18 protein-coding genes and 1 riboswitch are annotated in these 17840 nt (G+C 71.3%); of the genes, 8 read left to right on the forward strand and 10 right to left on the reverse strand.

Annotated elements, in window-relative coordinates; genetic code table 11:
* Positions 1 to 292 precede the first annotated feature (292 nt).
* From BM290_RS33990 to BM290_RS34005, 3 genes are all read right to left on the reverse strand, one after another.
* A complete protein-coding gene (locus BM290_RS33990) occupies positions 293 to 2149 on the reverse strand; it encodes a DEAD/DEAH box helicase (protein WP_239143924.1) in 1857 nt (618 codons plus the stop codon).
* A gap of 281 nt (positions 2150 to 2430) precedes the next feature.
* Positions 2431 to 2802, reverse strand: coding sequence for a hypothetical protein (locus tag BM290_RS48725; protein WP_177320013.1), 372 nt, complete (start codon positions 2800 to 2802; stop codon positions 2431 to 2433).
* A 2480-nt stretch (positions 2803 to 5282) separates the two neighbouring features.
* Entirely contained in the window at positions 5283 to 6905 is a 1623-nt protein-coding gene (locus tag BM290_RS34005; RefSeq protein ID WP_239143923.1) for a C40 family peptidase, read from the reverse strand.
* Positions 6906 to 7105: 200 nt separating this feature from the next.
* Between BM290_RS34005 and mqnE the strand changes: the two genes are divergently transcribed.
* The 7 genes from mqnE (at position 7106) to fliQ (ending at position 12580) form a co-directional block, all read left to right on the forward strand.
* A complete protein-coding gene (gene mqnE, locus BM290_RS34010; RefSeq protein ID WP_093620039.1) occupies positions 7106 to 8275 on the forward strand; it encodes an aminofutalosine synthase MqnE in 1170 nt (389 codons plus the stop codon).
* 19 nt (positions 8276 to 8294) lie between these two features.
* Positions 8295 to 8702: a hypothetical protein gene (locus BM290_RS34015; protein WP_093620040.1), complete on the forward strand. Its 408-nt coding sequence runs from the start codon at positions 8295 to 8297 to the stop codon at positions 8700 to 8702.
* 11 nt (positions 8703 to 8713) lie between these two features.
* Positions 8714 to 9031: a DUF4229 domain-containing protein gene (locus BM290_RS34020; protein WP_093620041.1), complete on the forward strand. Its 318-nt coding sequence runs from the start codon at positions 8714 to 8716 to the stop codon at positions 9029 to 9031.
* A gap of 178 nt (positions 9032 to 9209) precedes the next feature.
* Positions 9210 to 9349, forward strand: a riboswitch (cobalamin riboswitch).
* A gap of 90 nt (positions 9350 to 9439) precedes the next feature.
* Positions 9440 to 10369, forward strand: coding sequence for an ABC transporter substrate-binding protein (locus tag BM290_RS34025; protein WP_093620042.1), 930 nt, complete (start codon positions 9440 to 9442; stop codon positions 10367 to 10369).
* Positions 10366 to 11427 (forward strand): FecCD family ABC transporter permease, encoded by a 1062-nt coding sequence (locus tag BM290_RS34030; protein ID WP_093620043.1) that lies wholly within the window; start codon positions 10366 to 10368, stop codon positions 11425 to 11427. The genes BM290_RS34025 and BM290_RS34030 overlap by 4 nt, the downstream gene beginning before the upstream one ends.
* Complete coding sequence (locus tag BM290_RS34035; RefSeq protein ID WP_093620044.1) at positions 11424 to 12224, forward strand: ABC transporter ATP-binding protein; 801 nt, start codon at positions 11424 to 11426, stop codon at positions 12222 to 12224. The genes BM290_RS34030 and BM290_RS34035 overlap by 4 nt, the downstream gene beginning before the upstream one ends.
* A gap of 86 nt (positions 12225 to 12310) precedes the next feature.
* A complete protein-coding gene (gene fliQ, locus BM290_RS34040; protein ID WP_093620045.1) occupies positions 12311 to 12580 on the forward strand; it encodes a flagellar biosynthesis protein FliQ in 270 nt (89 codons plus the stop codon).
* 54 nt (positions 12581 to 12634) lie between these two features.
* On the opposite strand, the gene BM290_RS50220 is transcribed toward fliQ, so the two are convergent.
* The 7 genes from BM290_RS50220 to BM290_RS34070 all read right to left on the reverse strand — a co-directional run bounded on the left by BM290_RS50220 (position 12635) and on the right by BM290_RS34070 (position 17295).
* Positions 12635 to 13243, reverse strand: coding sequence for a S8 family peptidase (locus BM290_RS50220; protein ID WP_239143922.1), 609 nt, complete (start codon positions 13241 to 13243; stop codon positions 12635 to 12637).
* On the reverse strand, positions 13126 to 13809 hold the full coding sequence (locus BM290_RS50225; protein WP_239143921.1) for a S8 family serine peptidase: 684 nt from the start codon (positions 13807 to 13809) through the stop codon (positions 13126 to 13128). The genes BM290_RS50220 and BM290_RS50225 overlap by 118 nt, the downstream gene beginning before the upstream one ends.
* 105 nt (positions 13810 to 13914) lie before the next feature.
* A complete protein-coding gene (locus BM290_RS34050; protein WP_093620046.1) occupies positions 13915 to 14676 on the reverse strand; it encodes a VOC family protein in 762 nt (253 codons plus the stop codon).
* Between the two features lie 48 nt (positions 14677 to 14724).
* Positions 14725 to 15465, reverse strand: a complete 741-nt coding sequence (locus BM290_RS34055; RefSeq protein WP_093620047.1) for an ABC transporter — start codon at positions 15463 to 15465, stop codon at positions 14725 to 14727.
* Positions 15462 to 16352 (reverse strand): ABC transporter ATP-binding protein, encoded by an 891-nt coding sequence (locus BM290_RS34060; RefSeq protein ID WP_093620048.1) that lies wholly within the window; start codon positions 16350 to 16352, stop codon positions 15462 to 15464. Before BM290_RS34060 ends, BM290_RS34055 begins: the two co-directional genes overlap by 4 nt.
* Entirely contained in the window at positions 16349 to 16666 is a 318-nt protein-coding gene (locus tag BM290_RS34065; protein WP_093620049.1) for a winged helix-turn-helix domain-containing protein, read from the reverse strand. Before BM290_RS34065 ends, BM290_RS34060 begins: the two co-directional genes overlap by 4 nt.
* The gene (locus BM290_RS34070) at positions 16663 to 17295 is read right to left on the reverse strand and encodes a transporter (protein ID WP_093620050.1); all 633 of its coding nucleotides are present in this window, start codon (positions 17293 to 17295) and stop codon (positions 16663 to 16665) included. The genes BM290_RS34065 and BM290_RS34070 overlap by 4 nt, the downstream gene beginning before the upstream one ends.
* Before the next feature lie 62 nt (positions 17296 to 17357).
* Here BM290_RS34070 and BM290_RS34075 point away from each other — a divergent pair, with 62 nt between their 5' ends.
* Positions 17358 to 17840: a GNAT family N-acetyltransferase gene (locus BM290_RS34075; RefSeq protein ID WP_093620051.1), complete on the forward strand. Its 483-nt coding sequence runs from the start codon at positions 17358 to 17360 to the stop codon at positions 17838 to 17840.

Genomic DNA, 17840 nt, shown 5'->3' on the forward strand with positions numbered 1-17840 from the left:
CAGGCGACACTCCCGCCCACCACTGCGCCTCACGGGCGAAAGCCGCTGGTCACCACGCTACGCGCCCCGCCGTGACGTCGACTCGAACCCCCGGTGGGCTCACCCCGGTGTCTCAGCGCTGCTGAGACACCGGCGACGACCATACGGTGATCCGGGACTCGCCCGTGAGACGCGCTGTGACCGCGGGCATCGCCTGCGTCGCGGGGTAGCCGGGCGACCTTTTGTACGGCGTACCTCATAAAAGGCCGAAGCCCCGACCGCCTGGAGGCGACCGGGGCTTCGGTGGGGTTCATCAGTAGCTGCGAGCCGGGCGGGAGGTGCCGTAGCGGCCACCCGGACCCTCGCGACGGTCGCCGCGGCCGTCGGTGCGGTGACCCTCGCGACGCGGACCCGCCGGACGGTCACCGAAGCGGTCGCCCGCCGGACGGTCACCGAACGAACGCTGCGGACGGTCACCGGACGGCCGGTCGCCGAACGAGCGCTGCGGACGGTCACCGTAGGAACGCTGCGGACGGTCACCGGAGGGACGGTCGCCGAACGAGCGATCCCCGTACGGCCGGTCGGAACGCTGACGGTCGCCGAAGCCACGGTCACCACGGTCGCCGGACGGGCGGTCGCCGTAGCCGCGGTCACGGTCACCGAACGGGCGGTCCGAGCGGGGACGGTCACCGAACGAGCGGTCACCCGCCGGACGGTCGCCGTAGGAACGCTGCGGACGGTCCCCGAAAGGCCGCTCGTTGCGCTCACCGAACGACCGCTGCGGGCGGTCACCGTAGGAGCGCTGCGGACGGTCACCACGAGGGCGGTCACCGAAACGGCCACGGCCGCCACCGGACCGCTCACGACGCGGCTCCGGCTCGTCGACGACCGGAACACCGCTGGGCTCACGGGCGCCGGTGATCTCCGACAGCTTGTCGTCACCCAGGCGGACGCGGGTCTCGGCGGGAGCGACCCCGGCCTTCGACATCATCGCCTGCGTGGTCCGGCGCTGCTTGGGCAGCACCAGCGTGACGACCGCGCCGGACTCGCCGGCCCGGGCGGTGCGACCGGCCCGGTGCAGGTAGTCCTTCGGGTCCTTCGGCGGGTCCACGTGCACGACCAGCGAAATGCCGTCGACGTGGATGCCACGGGCCGCCACGTCGGTCGCGACCAGGACGTTCGTCCGGCCTTCCTTGAACTCGGCGAGCGTACGGGTACGGACTCGCTGCGTCTTGCCGCCGTGCAGGGCGCCGGCCCGGACACCGACCGCCGCGAGCTGCTCGACCAGCCGGTCCACGCCCATCTGGGTGCGGGCGAAGACGATGGTCTTGCCGTCCCGGTTCGCGATCCACGAGGTGATCGGGAACTTGTCGGCCGGCGGGATCAGCAGCAGGTGGTGATCCATGGTGGACACGCTCGCCTCCGCCGGGGCGGTCGAGTGCGTCACCGGGTCGTGCATGAACCGCTGCACCAGCGCGTCGACGTCACCGTCCAGAGTGGCCGAGAACAGCAGGCGCTGCGCCTTCTCCGGGGTCTTGGCCAGCAGATCGGTGACCTCGGGCAGGAAGCCCATGTCCGCCATCTGGTCGGCCTCGTCCAGCACGGTGATCTCGACGTCGTCGAGCTTGCAGGCGCCCCGCTCGATCAGGTCGGCGAGCCGGCCCGGAGTGGCGACGATCACCTCGACGCCGCGGCGCAGGGCGTCCATCTGACGGTCGTACGGAACCCCGCCGACCGCGGTCTTCAGGAACACGCCGACCGACCGGCCCACCGGCATCAGCGAGTCGGCGACCTGCATCGCCAGCTCACGGGTCGGCACCAGGATCAGAGCCTTCGGGTGATGCGGGCGAGCCCGGCCACCCTGCGCGGTGCGAGCCAGCACCGGCAGACCGAACGCCAGAGTCTTGCCGGAGCCGGTCTGGCCACGGCCCAGGACATCCCGGCCGGCCAGCGCGTCCGGCACGGTCGCGGCCTGGATCTCGAACGGGGTGGTGATGCCCTCACGGTTGAGGACACGCACGATCTCGGACGGCAGGCCGAGGTCGGCAAAGGTCTTGACCGGCGCGGCGGCGGGCTCAGCCGCGGTGCCGGTGGTCTCGGGGGTCTCGTTTTCCGAGGTGGTGCTGTCGAAGACGGACGGGAACGTGCTGGCATCAGCGAAAGTGGTCAAGAGAACCTCTCTACGGGGGCGCATGCTCGCGAATGGCCCGCCGCGGTCATCGGAGACCGCTCGCTGAAATGCCCGCAAGAACGCCCGTGGCGTGCACCGGGTGGGCACGCCGCGTCAATAACTACCATCAGTGTACGGGTGAACGTCTGAACCGCCGACCGCATTCCGGCCGGGTAGTGGGCATGCTCACCCCGAAGCGCAACCGCGCCAGCTTAAATGTTCGAGGCCCCGGGCGGCAAAACGCCGGGGCCACGTGGCACTGTCGGGACTGCGTCAGTTGCTCACTTGCCGGTCAGATTACCGATGAAGTCGGTGAACGCGTCACCCGCTGTGAACACGAACACCAGGCTCACCGTCACCAGAAGGCCGAGCACCGCGAGCATGGCGATGACCACCTTCAGGTTGCTGCGGCGCTGATCGACCGGAGCGTCATACCACCCCTGGGCGAGGATGTGGCCGGTCAGCGACCCCGAATTCTCCACCGGGTCCGAGACCGGCATCGTCATGTCGATCGCCGGGTAACCGCCCGTGCTGTACACCGTGCCCTGGCCGCGCTGCTGCGGCACGCCGCCACCGACCGGGCTGATCGGGGTGGTCGGCGGGTTGCCGTACTGGGACGGCTGTGGAGTTGCGGCCGAGACCGGCTGGGTCATCTCGATGTTCTCCGGTGACGACGGGAAGCCCCGGTACGGCGTTCCACGAGGAGCGCTCTGCGGAGCCGGCGGCAGGCCTGCCGAGGCGGCGGTGGGCGGCAGGGTGTAGCTGGGCAGACCGTTTCCGGTCGGCGGGCGGGTTCCGGCTCCCGGGCCGTTGCCGGCTGGGCCACTGCTGGCTGGGCCACTGCCGGTTCCCGGGCCGTTGCTGGCTGGGCTACTGCTGGCTCCCGGGCCGTTGCTGGCTGGGCCACTGCCGGTTCCCGGGCCGTTGCCGGCACCCGGACCGTTGCCGTCCGCGGCGTTGTTTCCGGGGGTCAGGCTGTTTCCGATCATCGGGGCCGGAGGGACAGGGCCGGGAGGGACCGGTCCCGGACCCGGCGGGATCGGGCTGGGGCCAGGGCCGGGCGGCACCGGGCTGGGACCGGGGCCCGGCGGGATCGGGTTGGGCCCGGGACCGGGCGGGATCGGGCTCGGCGGGATCGGCGTGGGCGGGACCGGGCCCGGGGGCACCGGTGTGGGCGGGATCGGGCCTGGAGGAACCGGGCTCGGCGTCGGTGTGGGCGCGGGCGGAACCGGCCCGGGGCTAGGCGCTGGTGGGACAGGATTCGGCGCGGGCGCGGGCGCGGGCGTGGGCTTGGGCACCGGGAACGGCGTCGGCGGCTTGGCCGGCTCGGGCTGGGCCGGTTTCGGTGGGGCCGGGCGCGCGGGCGCCGGTTGCGGGTTCGCCGGCTCGGGATCGGCAGGGTCAGTCGGCTTCGGGCGCTCGCCGGGCTCGGGCTTGGCCGGTTCAGGCTTCGCGGGTTCGCCGGGCTGGGGTTTGACGGGCTCGGGTTTGACAGGTTCACCGGGCTCGGGTTTGGCCGGCTCGGGTTCGGCGGGCTTCGGCTCGTCCGGCCGGGAGCCGGGCGGATCGGTCGGCTTCGGCTCGTCCGGCCGGGAGCCGGAAGGCTGGGAGCCGGAAGGCTGCGGATCCGTTGCCTTGGAGCCGGCGACGTTCCAGTCGGTTGCCTTGGGGCCAGCCGCGTTCGGGCCAGCCGCGTTCGGGTCGGCTGCCTCCGGGACGGCCGACTTCGGTTCAGAAGGCTGGGGGCCGGAAGGCTTCGGGCCGGCGGGCTTCGCGGGTTCGGCCGGCTTCTCCGGGGCGGAAGATGTGACGTCGGCGACAGCGGCCGAGCCGGTTGGTCGTGGTGCTGAACCGTAGACGGTCGGCTGGCCCGCGGCACGAGCCGAGGCCGGAACCTCGTCGGCAGCCGGCCGAACCACGCCGGGCACGGACACCCGCGCGGCTCCCGCTCCGGGCACCGCCGAGACCGGCCGTGCCGACGACCCGCCAGCCGCGAGCGAGACCGGACGACCACTGGATGCCGGCGGCGTGCTGGAAGCGGACGGGGCCGAGGTTGGCGTGCCGGGAGCGGGCGCTTTCAAGGGAGACTCGCCGGCGGGCTTGCCGGACGTGGGCGCCGAGCTCGGGGAGTAGGTGGCTGGGGTGCCCGAGGTCGGCGCTGTCGAGGGCGGAGCGACGGCTGGGGTGCCCGAGGTCGGGGCTGCCGAGGGCGGAGTGACGGAAGCGGACACCCGACTGGCGGGCGCTTGCGAACCCGCTGCGCCGTCGGCTGGGGCAGCGACGGAGGCGGAGGCACTCACTCGGGGCGCGGACGGCGCGGACACGGGCACCGAGGCCGAAGCCCTGACAGCAGACGCCGAAGCGGCAAGCCCCGAGCCGGCTGCCGGTGCGGCAGAGGCCGGTGCGGCAGAGGCCGGTGCGGCGGAGACCGGCACGGCTGATGAGGAGGAGACCGGCGCTGCGGCGGGCTCGGAGGTCGGAGTTGCGGCGGGCGCGGCCGAGACCGGCGCGGCGGAAACCGGGGCTGCCGAGACCGAGGCGGAGGCAGGCTTGAAGGCGGAGGCCGGGGGCGCCGAAACGGGGGCGGAGGCAGACGCGGGAGCGGCTGCCGGGGCGGCGGAGACCGGAGCGGAGGCGGCGGCCGGGGCAGCGGAGACCGGGGCCGGTGCGGCGGTGGCCGGGGCGGCGGAGACCGGGGTCGGTGCGGCGGATATCGGAGCGGCGGCGGAGACCGGGGCCGAGGCGGCGGCCGGGGCTGCGGAGACCGGGGCCGAGGCAGGCTTGGAGGCGGCGGGCGGGGTGGAGGCGGGCTTGGGATCACCGGCCGGAGAGGCCCACAACGCGCCCGGGGCGGGCGGGGGCGGAGGAGCGTACCCCTCGGTGTCGTCGGCGGGCGGCCGCGCGGCGGACGGTGTTCCGGTCTCGCCGTCCTTGGTCGCCTGCTGCTCGTCCATGGGTCCTCCCGACCACCGCTGCCGACGATGTCTCGGACGTCGGGCGCTGACCATAACCGTGCCACATCAGCCGGTGTGAACACACCCGGCATCAGCGTCACTCGCCCGGCAACGACCGTCCGATGGCCGACCGGCCGTTTCGGGCCGTTGCGCCCGGCCCCCTTTGTCTGCTTACCGGATCACTTGTCGCCGGAACCGGCGCTGGACGAAGCGGACGTCGCGGCTGAATGTGCCGCGGACGCCGCCCCGGAGGCGGCGGCCTGCGACGCGCTCGCCGCCGCGGAGCCCGTGGTGCTGCCGACCGAGGCGCTCGGCGTGTTCTTCGTCGGCTCCTTCGACGTCTCGTCGGTCGCCGGCGGCGGCACCACGGGCGGTGTCGACGGGGACGGCGACGGCGACGCCGACGGTGACGGCGAACTCGACGGGGACGTCGAGGTGCTCGGCGACGTGGAGGCGGACGGCGACGTGGAGGTGGACGGCGACGCCGAGGTGGAGTTGCCCGGTTTCGGCGAGGACGACGTCGAGTTGCCCGGTTTCGGGCTGCTGCTGGCCGACGGCGACTTGGTCGGGGTGACCGGCTCGTCCGGGTCGGGGTTGCCGAGGTCGGGCGTCTCGGTCTCGCCCTCGATCGAGCCGTAGATCCGGGTGGCGGCGAAGAGGCGAGTCCACCGGACGGGGGTGAGCCGCACGTTCAGACCGCTACGCGGAGCCTCGACCATCATGCCCTGACCCGCATACATGGCGACGTGGTGAATTCCCGTCCAGCTGCTCGACGAGCTGAAGAACAGCAGGTCGCCGGGGAGCAGCGAGTAACGGGAGACCTGCCGCTCACGGGTCTGGTAATACTGGTCGCGCGACACCCGGTTGAGCTGGAAGCCGACCGAACGGTAGGCCGCCCACATCAGGCCGGAGCAGTCGTACTGATCCGGGCCCTCCTCGGACCACACATACGGGTCGCCGCGCTGGGCGAGCGCGAACTGCAGCGCCTGGACCGCCCGCGGGTCGGCGCCGCGGCCGGCGTCGGCGCCCGCCAGATACTCCGCGCCGAGCTGCTGGTCGGCGGCGTTGGCGGTGCTCTCGGCGGCGCTGATCTCGTCGCGGTGCTCGTTCTCGTACTTGGTCTGGGCCGCCTGTTTCTTGCTCAGGGTGGTGTTGAGCTGCGTCCACTGGGCGGCCAGCGCCGAATACCGCGCGTTGGTGGAGACCTGGTCGGTGGCCGCGGTCCGGGCGGCCTCCTCGGCGGCGATCAGGCGGCGGGCAGCCGCCTCATACGACGAGGTGGCGTCACCGCGCTGCATGCGGGACAACGCGTCCAGCTCGGCCCAGCGGGAGTCGATCGCCCCGGGCGGCAGGGCGGCGGCCTGCTGCATCGCGGCTGCGGCGGACTCCTGGGCCACCCGGCGGGCCTGGACGAGCGCCTGCTGGTTCTCGGTGACCCGGGCGGTGGCGGCGGTGAGCTGCGTCTGGGCGAGGTCACGATCCTGGCCGACGCGGATCAGCTGGTCGCCCAGGGTGGCGATCTCGGCGCGGCCCTTCTCCACCTTCTGCAGGACGGGGCTCGCGGGGGCGCCGGGCGTGATCAGCGAGGGTGTGGCCGGGGTGTTCGTGGAGGCGGGGGTGCCGGGGAGCACGAGCGGGCCGACCGCGACCGGCTGTGAGCCGCCGTCCGGCACGGACGTCATGGTCCCGGGGGCGCCCGCCGGGTCGGCCATCGCCGGGATCGGCTGGAACAGCGCTGCGATCGCGGCTGCCACCGCGGCCGAGATGACGAACGGGCGCAGACGCGAGCGCACGGGACGCATGCGATGCGTAGTGCCTCGCCGCACTGCCTTGGCCATGAGCTCCCCGTCCGTGACGGTTACGACCGTCACTTGTCGTCCCTAAAGGTTCTTACCGCAAGGCCCGTACCGGTGTCGATCGAATGAAGGTGAAAGCACGCTGAGAATTTTTCAGATGAACGGTGCCGCAGGTCACCGATGGGTGGCGACGTACCCTCGTGCACATGGATGCGGGGTTGAAGCGAGAGCTGGAAGCCAAGGTCTACGCGGGCGAGCGACTGTCCCGCGAGGACGGTGTCGCCCTCTACGCGAGTGACGACCTGGCCTGGCTCGGCCGATTGGCACACCACAAGCGGACCGTGATGAACGGCGACCGGGTGATGTTCAACGTCAACCGGCACCTCAACCTGACGAACGTGTGCTCCGCCAGCTGCGCTTACTGCTCCTTTCAGCGCAAACCGGGGGAGAAGGACGCCTACACGATGCGCATCGACGAGGCCGTCGCCAAGGCCAAGGAGATGGAGGACGAGCAGCTCACCGAGTTGCACATCGTCAACGGCCTGCACCCGAGCCTGCCCTGGCGCTATTACCCCAAGGTGTTGCGCGAGCTGAAGGCGGCGCTGCCCGGCGTGAAGCTCAAGTGCTTCACCGCGACCGAGGTCCAGTGGTTCGAGAAGATCAGCGGCCTGTCGGCCGGCGAGATCCTCGACGAGCTGATGGACGCCGGGCTGGAGTCGCTGACCGGCGGCGGCGCCGAGATCTTCGACTGGGAGGTCCGGCAGCACATCGTCGATCACGCCTGCCACTGGGAGGACTGGTCGCGCATCCACCGGGTCGCGCATGAGAAGGGCATGAAAACCCCGGCGACCATGCTGTACGGCCACATCGAGGAGCCGCGGCACCGCGTCGACCACGTCCTGCGCCTGCGCGAGCTGCAGGACGAGACCGGCGGTTTCGCGGTCTTCATCCCGTTGCGCTACCAGCACGACTTCCACGACTCCCAGGACGGCAAGGTCCGTAACCGGATCCAGGACCGCACCACGATGGCGGCGCCGGCTGAGTCGCTGAAGACCTTCGCGGTGTCCCGCCTGCTGTTCGACAACGTGCCGCACGTCAAGTGCTTCTGGGTGATGCACGGGCTCTCGGTGGCCCAGCTCTCGCTCAACTTCGGGGCCGACGACCTGGACGGCTCGGTCGTCGAGTACAAGATCACTCATGACGCCGACTCGTACGGCACGCCGACCACCATGCACCGCGACGACCTTCTTCACCTGATCTGGGACGCCGGTTTCCAGCCCGTCGAGCGGGACACTCGTTATCAGGTGGTACGTGAGTACGAGAAGGCGCCGTCGCTTGCCGAGCGCCGCAGCGAGCCCCAGAAGATCTGGGCCTGACCGGGGAGACGATGCGCCGATGACCCAGCAGAAAGACGCCGGCGGCCGGCTGGCCACGATCGGTGACCTGCTGGGTTCCGCGTTCGCCGGGCTGGCCGCGGGCGCGGGCGTCCTGCTGGTCTTCGAGACGGTGATGGCGCTGACCGGCCTCGGCGAGTTCGGCGGGTCGAACGGGTGGCTCCTGGTGATCCTGCCCGTCTGGCTGTTCGTCGAGGAGTTCCGGGGCGAGGGCTTCGGGCCGCATCGGATCATGGTGGGTGGCCTGGCCGCCGGGTTCGGGGTGGCGATCGGTATGACGGTGGCCGGTCTGGTGGCGGAGGTCGCTCCGCCCTTGGTCAGCGGCGGCTCCGGCGCGGTGACCGGTACGGTCGTGTATTGCCTGGTCTGGTTCTACGGCCTCCGGTGGCTCGGTCACCGGTCGGGCTGAGGGAGATAACGATGAAGCCCGCCGTCAAGTACGCGCTCGGCCGCCTCGGCCTGTTCCTGGTCGTGTTCGCGGTGCTGATCCCGACGACGCCGCTGAACATCCTGGTCAAGGCGATGGTTGCGCTCGTCGCCGCGTCCGGCCTGTCGCTGATCCTGCTGCGTGGCTGGCGGGACCAGTCGGCGGAGCAGTTCGGCGAGATCGCCGCCCGCCGTTCGGCGGAGAAGGAGCGGCTGCGTTCGGCGCTGGCCGGTGACGAGGTGGCGGCCGCCGAGGGCGACCGGGTCACCGCCGCCGACATCGTCGAGCACGCGAAGCGCACCGGCGCCTGATCCCGGCATCGATCGATGCCGGGATCTTGACAACGCGTTAGTCGAGTCGTGCAGAGTTTCGGCCGCCCCGGCTTCGTACCGGCGGATTCGGTCACCGGTCGTGTGGTCCGCCTGGGCCGACACGCCTCCGGTGACCGAAAAGGGACACCGTAGGCGGGGAGGACACGATTCGCACCGATGACGGCTCCCGGCCGGTGGTGGGTTAGCGTTTCAGGGACCGCGTCGCAGCGAAGCCGGTGAGAAACCGGCGCTGTCCCGCAACTGTGATCCCTCCTCGGAGGTCTAGCCAGGTCGCCTGGGCGTCGGTCGCGATTCAGCGCTCCCGGGGAGGGGCGCCTCGCGGGCGGCGGCCGGCGGCGGCCCCTGTCGGCGAAGCACCACACGCCCGGCCGACAGGAGGACCGACCCATGAAACGCCTGATCACTGCCGCCATAGCGGCCTCCGCACTGTTCCTCACGGGCTGTGCGGGCGACGATCCGCAGCCCACCGTCACCACGACCGCCTCGGGTGCTCCCGCCGCGGCGTACCCGGTCACCGTCGGCGCCGTGACCCTGCGGGAACGCCCCGACAAGATCGTCTCGCTGAGCCCGACGGCCACCGAGATGCTCTTCGCGATCGGCGCCGGTCCGCAGGTCATCGCGGTCGACGACCAGTCGACCTACCCGGCCGAGGCGCCCAAGACCGACCTGTCCGGTTTCAAGCCGAACGCCGAGGCGATCGCCGCCAAGGAGCCGGACCTCGTGGTGATCTCCGGGGACGCCGACGGCATCGTGGCGCAGCTCGGCAAGCTGGCGATCCCGGTCCTGGTGTCTCCGGCCGCGGCCACCCTCGACGACACCTACACCGAGATCAGCGACCTCGGCCGGCTCACCGGGCACCCGGACGAGGCGACGGCCCTGACCGGGAAGATGTCGACCGAGATCGACACGATCGTGAAGTCGGTCCCGGCCCGGAGCAAGCCGCTCAGCTACTACTACGAGCTGGGCCCGGACCTGTACTCGGCGACGTCGACGACGTTCATCGGCTCGGTCTTCGGGCGCTTCGGCATGACCAACGTGGCGGACGCCGCCGACCCGGACGGCAAGCTCGGCGGTTACCCGCAGCTGTCCCAGGAGTCCCTGGTGAAGGCCAACCCGGACACGATCTTCCTGGCTGACACCAAGTGCTGCCGGCAGTCCGCCGACACCGTCCGGGCACGGGCCGGCTGGTCGTCGATCACGGCCGTCGCGAAAGGCCAGGTCTACGCCCTCGACGACGACATCGCCTCGCGCTGGGGGCCCCGTACCGTCGCCCTGGTCCAAGCCGTCGCCGACGCGGTGGCCAAGGTCCCGGCATGACCGAGCGCCGCCGGCCCGCCGGGCTGCGGCCGGCGTGGCTGGCGGCGGGTGTCCTCGCGGTGCTGGTCGCGACCATCCTCGGCCTCGCCTTCGGCTCGGTCTCGCTGCCGCCCGGCGGGGTCGCGGTGGAGATGCTCAATCTTCTTCCGGGGGTACGGCTGACCAGCGGCCTGTCCGATCGTGAGGTGGCCATCCTGACCCAGCTCAGGCTGCCGCGCGTGGTCCTGGGGCTGCTGGTCGGCGCCCTGCTGGCGCTGGCCGGCGCCGCCTACCAGGGCGCGTTCCGCAATCCGCTGGCCGATCCCCACCTGCTCGGGGTGGCGTCGGGTGCCGGGCTCGGGGTGACCGCGGTGATCGTCCTCGGTGCGTCGGGCGCCGCCGACGGGCTGACCGGCCTGCCGATCGGGGTGCCGGCGGCCGCGTTCGCCGGCGCGATCGGTGCGGTGACCCTGACCTGGCTGCTCGGGGCGGCCGGTGGACGGGACCGCTCGCCCGCCACCCTGATCCTGGCCGGGGTGGCCGTCTCGGCGTTCCTGTCGGCGGCGCAGACCTACCTGTTGCAGCGGCATCTGGAGTCGGTGCGGGACGTCTACTCCTGGATGCTCGGGCGGCTCTCCACAGCCGGCTGGCACGACGTGCTCGTGGTCCTGCCCTATGCGGTGGTCACCTGCGTGATCGTCCTGGCCCAGCGCCGGGAGCTGGACGTCCTGACCGTCGGTGACGCCGAGGCGGCCAGTCTGGGCCTGCACCCGCAGCGCGTCCGGTACCTGCTGATCGTGGCGGCGTCGCTCGGCACGGCCGCGGCGGTCAGCGTGTCCGGGCTGATCGGGTTCGTCGGGATCATCGTGCCGCACACGCTGCGCCTGCTGGCCGGGCCCGGCAACCGGGCGCTGCTGCCGCTGTCGGTGCTGCTCGGGGCGGCGTTCCTGGCACTCACCGACCTGCTGGCCCGGACCGCGGGCGGCGACGCCGAGATCCCGATCGGCGTGGTCACGGCGTTCCTCGGCGCGCCGTTCTTCGTCCTGGTGCTGCGTACGAGCCGGACGGCCCCGGAATGACGAACTCCGAGCCGGACAGCCCCGGGAGAACCGCTGTCGAGGTCGAGAGACTCACCGTGCGCCTGGACGGCACGCTCATCGTCGACGGTGTGGACCTCGACGTCGCCGAGGGCGAATGGGTGACAGTGATCGGGCCGAACGGGGCCGGCAAGTCGACGGCGCTGCGGGCGATCGGCGGGCTGCTGCCGTTCGGCGGGACGGTCAGATGGCACGGACGGGCGGTCGCCGACATGCACCGGCGGGAACGGGCCCGGGCGGTGGCCACGGTGCTGCAGTCGCCGGTGGTGCCGCCGGGCGTGCGCGTCTTCGACTACGTGCTGCTGGGGCGTACCCCGTACATCCCGCCTCTGGGTCGTGAAAGCGCCGCCGACCTGGAGGCGGCCGACGAAGCCCTCGCCGCGCTGGACCTCGTGCCCTTCGCCGGACGGCGCCTGGACACGCTCTCCGGCGGTGAGAGACAGCGGGTCTTCCTCGCTCGCGCGCTGGCGCAGGGCGCCGGGATCCTGCTGCTCGACGAGCCGACCAGCGCTCTCGACATCGGGCATCAGCAGGAGGTGCTGGAGTTGGTCGACCGGTTGCGCTCGTCGCGGGGCCTGACCGTGCTCGCCACCATGCACGACCTGTCGACCGCCGGGGAGTACGCCGACCGGATGGTCCTGCTGTCCGGTGGCCGGGTCGTCGCCGCCGGCACGCCGTCCGAGGTGCTGACTGAGGAGAATCTGGCCGAGCACTACCGGGTCAAGGTGCGGATCATCCCCGGAGATCACGGCCCGCTGGTCGTCGCCGTCCGGACTTGAGCTTTCCTGCCCCGCGAACCGAACGGCAACCGAGTGGCGACCGGTCTGCACTCCGCGGGTCCGCCGAAGCGCCCGAACTGAGGGGCATGACGGACGCGCTGGTAGTTGAGATCGCCCTGCAGGCCATGACCGTCGCCGCGAAGATGGCGGCGCCGGTGCTGCTCACCGCTCTCGCGGTCGGCTTCGCCATCTCCCTGTTCCAGTCGGTCACCCAGATCCAGGAGGCCACGCTCTCGTTCGTGCCGAAGGCGGTGGCGATCGGCGCGGCCCTGCTGCTCACCGGCAACTGGATGCTCCGCGAGATGATGACCTTCACGACCGAGCTGTTCGAGAAGCTGCCGGCCATGCTCGGCTGACGTGACACCGAAAAAGGGCCGCCCGATGGGGCGGCCTTTTTCGTTGCGGGTGGGTCAGAAGGCGCCGGTGTAGAGCAGGCGGTTCGGGGAGCCGGTGCCCGCACCGGTGACCACGCCGGTGGTGGCGTTGTTGACGATCGCCGCGTTGACAGCGGTCACCGAGGCGCCCGGGTTGTCGGCCAGGTAGAGCGCGACCGCGCCGGCCACGTGCGGGGCCGCGAACGACGTGCCGCTACCGGTGTAGGTGGCGGTGTCGCTGGTCCGCCAGGATGAGGTGATCGAGACACCGGGCGCGAACAGGTCCAGCACCGAGCCGTAGTTGGACCAGGACGCCTTCGCGTCGGTGTTGCTGGTCGCGCCGACGGTCAGGGCCTCGGTGACCCGGGCCGGCGAGGTGCTGCTCGCGTTGACACCCGAGTTGCCGGCCGCGATGGCGTACGGGATCCCCGCCGCGATCGACCGCCGGACCGCCGCGTCCAGGGTGGTGCTGGCCCCGCCGCCGAGGCTCAGGTTGGCGACCGAACGGCCGGGCGTCGCGTTCGCGGTCACCCAGTCGATGCCGGCGATGACCCCGGCCGTCGTCCCGGACCCGTTGTTGTCGAGCACCCGAACACCGACGATGCTCGCGTTCTTGGCGACACCGTAGGTGCTGCCGGCCGCCACGCCGGCGACGAAGGTCCCGTGCCGTTGCCGTCCTGCGCCACGTTGTCACCCTCGACGGCGTCGTAGCCGTACGACGCCCGGCCCCCGAACTGCTGGTGGGTGATCCGGATGCCGGTGTCCACCACGTAGACGGTGACGCCGCTGCTCGCCGTGTAGTTGTAGGTGCTGTTCAGCGGCAGCGCGCGCTGGTCGATGCGGTCCAGGCCCCACGGCGCCGACGTCTGAGTGTCGGCGATCCGGACCACCTGGTCGGCCTCGACCGAAGCGACCGAGGGGTCACCGGCGAGCCGGGCGGCCTGGACGGCGGTCAGTTTCGCGGTGTAGCCCTCGACGGCGTTGCCGAAGACCCGGTCGACGCTGCCGCCGTAGCGCTTCGCGAGCCGGTCGGCGCGAGCGCGGTCCGCCTCGCCGCTCTTGAAAACGACGACGTACGAGCCGTCGATCGCCGTGGCACTGTCGGCGTAGAGGACGGTTCCGGTGGCCGGCGCGGCGAACGCGGGCGTGGTGAGGGAGAGGGCGATGGCGGTGCCGGCGAGGATCGCGGCACCTCGGGTGGCGGGTCGCATGGGTTCCTCCAGTGTCGTGGTGTCCGGTTCGGACGCCTGGCGATGACGCTAGAGAGAAACCTTTTATCGACGATCAACGATCAGTAAGCATCCTGACAACGGCTGTTATCGCCGATTGTTCAGGATTGCGAACGTTCCGCCCTGCGGGTCGGTGAGCACCGCGTACCGCCCGACCGAGATCGTTGTCGGTGGGTGCACGATCCGGCCGCCCAGCAGGTGCGCGTGCTCGGCCGCCGCGTCACAGTTGCCGACCGCGAAATACACCAGCCAGTGCGGCGGCAGATCGTCCGGGAAACCGCTGCCCACCATCAGCTGCATGCCGGCGACCGGAGCCCGGTCCCGGTCGCACATCACGTACGGCAGGCCGCTCACGTGCGCCTCCCGGAACGTCCAGCCGAACACCGAGCCGTAGAACGCCATCGCGCCCTCCAGATCCCGGGTGTTCAACTCGTTCCAGGTGAGGGCGCCGGGGATGTCGAAGACCTCGGCGCCGCGCATCGTCCCCGGCTCCCAGATACTGAACGGCGCCCCGGCCGGATCCAGGAACGCCGCCATCCGGCCCTGATCCATCACGTCGAACGGCGGCACCAGCACCTTGCCCTGCGCCGCCTCCACCCGCGCGGCCACCACGTCGGCGTCGGCGGCCGCGATGTAGCTGCTCCAAGCGGTCGGCTGGCCCTGCCCGAAGAGCGGCCCGGCCCCGGCGACCGGCAGCCCGTTCAGCAGGAACGTGGTGTAGCCACCGAACTCGTCGCCGGAGATCTGGGCGGTCCAGCCGAACAGTTCGGTATAGAACCGGATCGCGCCATCAAGGTCGGAGGTGGCCAGGTCGACCCAGTTGGGCGCGCCCGGTGACGGTACGGTCATGCTGCGGATCGTCGCATTTCCATGCCACCCACCGGATCGAACTGTCGGTTAGCCGAACCGCCGACCCTCGTCGCGACGGTGTGCCCAAACCGCCAGCGCTCCGAACAAAACGGTCCACCCGATCAGCGCCAGCGTCGCCCCGAGATCGAACGGGAAATCGGTCACCGTGGCCCACATCAGACGCGCGGCGCCACCGGTCGGCAGGAACGGGGCGAGGTCCTCGATGAACCCCGGAGCGCCGCCCGGCGGGGTGAGCAGGCCGCCGCCGAAGGCCAGCGGCAGGAACAGGATCTGCGCCACCACCAGCGCCGCCTTCTGCGGCAGCGCATAGCCGATCGTCAGCCCCATCAGGATGAACGGGACCGAGATCGCGGCGCACACCCCGATCGCGGCGACGAACGCCAGAGGGCTCACCACGGCCTCGGTGAACAGGGCGGCGATCAGCACCACCGGGGCCAGCGACACCACCATCATCAGCAGACCGGTCAGCAGCCGGCCGAGGAACCGCGGCGCCGCTCCGGCGGCCAGCGTGCGGACGAACGGATCCCACGGCTGCGCGCGGTCCTCGGAGACGCCGATGCCGTACTGGAAGAGGTTGGTGTTCATGATCGCGAAGGTGATCATCGAGGCGGTCGCGTAGGTGGCGCCCACTGGATCGTCGCCGGCGAACGGCACCACGAACGCGAGCATCGACGCGGCCGGCCAGAACGCGCTGCCCACCACCGCGATCGGGATGCGGAAGAGTTCGAGGGTCTGGAACTTGGCGTGGGTCAGGACAAGGCTCGTCACTTCTGTTCCTTTCCGGTCTTTCCCGTCAGCACCAGGAAGGCCTCCTCCAGCGAGGTCGGCCGGACCTCCAGGTCGCGGAACGGCACATTCCGCCCGACCAGCTCGCGCACCATGCGGTCGGCGTCCGGCGTCAGGAGATGCAGGCGGTCGCCCGCCTGCTCCAGGGCCACCAGACCATCAAGATCAAAATCAGTCAGGGGTACGGGTGAAGTAAGGCTGACCCGGCTCACCTTGATCAGTCCGCGGATCGCCGCCACACTGTCGTCGGCCAGCACCCGCCCCTCGGTGATCACCACCACCCGCTCGGCCAGTGCCTCGACCTCCTCCAGGTAGTGGCTGGTCAGCACCACCGTGCCGCCCTCGGCGTGGAAGGACCGCACCGCCTCCCACAGATCACGCCGTGCCTCCACATCGAGACCCGTGGTCGGCTCGTCCAGAAAGACGATCTCCGGGCGGCCGGCGAACGCCAGAGCCACCGCGAGGCGGCGCTTCTGCCCGCCGGACAGGCCGCCGGTCTGCCGCCGGACCAGGTCGTTCAGCCCGAACCGGTCCAGCAGCTCGGCCTTCGGCAGAGGATCGGGGAAGTGTGCCCGTACGAAATCGACGACCTCGCCGACGCGAAGCGAGGCGGGCAGACCCGTCTCCTGCGGTGTGACGCCCAGCGTGCGCCGGTTGCGCGGATCCCGCGGGTCACCGCCGCACAGCTCCACCCGCCCCGCTGTCGGACGGCGGCCCCCGGTGAAGAGGCTGACCAGGGTGCTCTTGCCGGCGCCGTTCGGGCCCAGCAGGCCGACCAGCTCGCCGGCCCGGACCTCCAGGTCGACCCGGTCGAGCGCGAGCGTGGAACCGAAGCTCTTGGTGACACCTTCGGCGCGGGCGTGGATCATGACGGCTCCTCTCCCGGATCGATCAGGGTGCGCAGGGCGCTGACGTACTCCTCGAAGGCGAACCGCCCCCGCTGGGTCAGGTGCACGAGCGTGGCCGGGGTGCGGCCGCGGTGGGTCTTGGTGACCTCGACATAACCGGCCTCCTCGAGCTTGCGGAGGTGCACCGAGAGGTTGCCGGCGGTCATCCGCAGGATCTCCTGCAGTCTCGGGAACGTGATCCGGTCGCCACCGGGCAGCTGGGAGAGGGCGGCCACCACCCTCAGCCGCGCCTGGGCGTGGATCACCGGATCCAGCTCGGGTAGATCAGTGCTCATCTACGCCGCATCCATCCGATCAGGCCGGCCGCCAGCAGACCGCCACCGCCCGCGACCGCGAGGACGAGCGCGTGCCAGCCCGGGCCCCAGAGGACGCCGATCACGTTGACCACGCTGATCCAGGCGCCCAGCACGAACATGTCCCGCACGTCCCAGATCGCGCTGCCGGCCATGTAGAGCACGCCGACCAGGGCCACCATGCCGCCGCCCCAGAGCAGGCCGAGCATCTCGTCCGGCACATGCTCGCCGACCCGGCCGAAGATGATCGCCAGACTCGTGAACCCGGCCGACCACGAGATGCCGTAGGCGGCGCCCTGCCGGCTCGACGGACCGGAGATGTGCCGGCTCGCCCGGGCGCCGACGATGCCGGTGAAAATGCCCGCGGCGATCAGCAGGCCGGTCAGGGCGAGCAGCGGCAGCCAGTCCGGCATGTCCACGAAGGTCTTGCCGTCAGGGCCGAACCGCAGGAACGACAGCCCGAAACTGATCAGCCAGGTGAGGCCCCACGGCCAGTACATGAGCCGGGGATCGGGGGTCACGTGGCGCATCGTGTTGGCCTGCTCGCGCTCGATCAGCCGGAGCGCCTCACCGGGATCCTCGAAGCTCGATTCGTCGTCCGTCGATGTCATGACTCGACTTTACGACACAAAGTCAAAGAAGTTTGTGCCACAAAGTTGACTAGGGTGTCGGCATGGGTGAACTGATCTTGCGGGCGGCTCTCGTCGACGAGCTCCCGGCAGTGCTGGGGTTCTGGCAGGTCGCCGCCGAGAACGAGAGCCGCCCGGCAGACACTCCCGACGCCGTGCTCGCCATGCACCGGCGCGACCCGGAAGCACTGATCCTCGCCGTCGACGGCACCGAGATCGTCGGCACGATCATCGCGGGCTGGGACGGCTGGCGGTGCCACCTCTACCGGCTCGCGGTCGCCCCGTGGCGACGCCGCGAAGGCATCGGCGGACAGTTGATCGCGGCGGCCGAGGAGCGGTTCCGGGCGTTCGGCGGCACCCGCGTCGACGCGATGGTCCTCGACGGGAACGCTGCCGCGCACGGCATCTGGGCTGCTCACGGCTATCGTCGCCAGCCAGACTGGTCCCGCTGGGTGAAGCCCCTTCGGCCGGCCGAAGCCGAGGCACGTGGGCGGAAATCGGTCGAGGCGCAGCCGGGCGGCTCCTAG

Origin of the sequence: Actinoplanes philippinensis, from assembly GCF_900113015.1 — a bacterium.
Lineage (GTDB): Bacteria > Actinomycetota > Actinomycetes > Mycobacteriales > Micromonosporaceae > Actinoplanes > Actinoplanes philippinensis.

Coding starts and splice junctions, on each gene's coding strand:
- BM290_RS48725 (WP_177320013.1), bottom strand. CDS start 2,802: ATGACCCAGCCGGTCTCGGCCGCAACTCCACAGCCGTCCCAGTACGGC.
- BM290_RS34005 (WP_239143923.1), bottom strand. CDS start 6,905: ATGCGTCCCGTGCGCTCGCGTCTGCGCCCGTTCGTCATCTCGGCCGCG.
- mqnE (WP_093620039.1), top strand. CDS start 7,106: ATGGATGCGGGGTTGAAGCGAGAGCTGGAAGCCAAGGTCTACGCGGGC.
- BM290_RS34015 (WP_093620040.1), top strand. CDS start 8,295: ATGACCCAGCAGAAAGACGCCGGCGGCCGGCTGGCCACGATCGGTGAC.
- BM290_RS34020 (WP_093620041.1), top strand. CDS start 8,714: ATGAAGCCCGCCGTCAAGTACGCGCTCGGCCGCCTCGGCCTGTTCCTG.
- BM290_RS34025 (WP_093620042.1), top strand. CDS start 9,440: ATGAAACGCCTGATCACTGCCGCCATAGCGGCCTCCGCACTGTTCCTC.
- BM290_RS34030 (WP_093620043.1), top strand. CDS start 10,366: ATGACCGAGCGCCGCCGGCCCGCCGGGCTGCGGCCGGCGTGGCTGGCG.
- BM290_RS34035 (WP_093620044.1), top strand. CDS start 11,424: ATGACGAACTCCGAGCCGGACAGCCCCGGGAGAACCGCTGTCGAGGTC.
- fliQ (WP_093620045.1), top strand. CDS start 12,311: ATGACGGACGCGCTGGTAGTTGAGATCGCCCTGCAGGCCATGACCGTC.
- BM290_RS50225 (WP_239143921.1), bottom strand. CDS start 13,809: ATGCGACCCGCCACCCGAGGTGCCGCGATCCTCGCCGGCACCGCCATC.
- BM290_RS34050 (WP_093620046.1), bottom strand. CDS start 14,676: ATGACCGTACCGTCACCGGGCGCGCCCAACTGGGTCGACCTGGCCACC.
- BM290_RS34060 (WP_093620048.1), bottom strand. CDS start 16,352: ATGATCCACGCCCGCGCCGAAGGTGTCACCAAGAGCTTCGGTTCCACG.
- BM290_RS34065 (WP_093620049.1), bottom strand. CDS start 16,666: ATGAGCACTGATCTACCCGAGCTGGATCCGGTGATCCACGCCCAGGCG.
- BM290_RS34070 (WP_093620050.1), bottom strand. CDS start 17,295: ATGACATCGACGGACGACGAATCGAGCTTCGAGGATCCCGGTGAGGCG.
- BM290_RS34075 (WP_093620051.1), top strand. CDS start 17,358: ATGGGTGAACTGATCTTGCGGGCGGCTCTCGTCGACGAGCTCCCGGCA.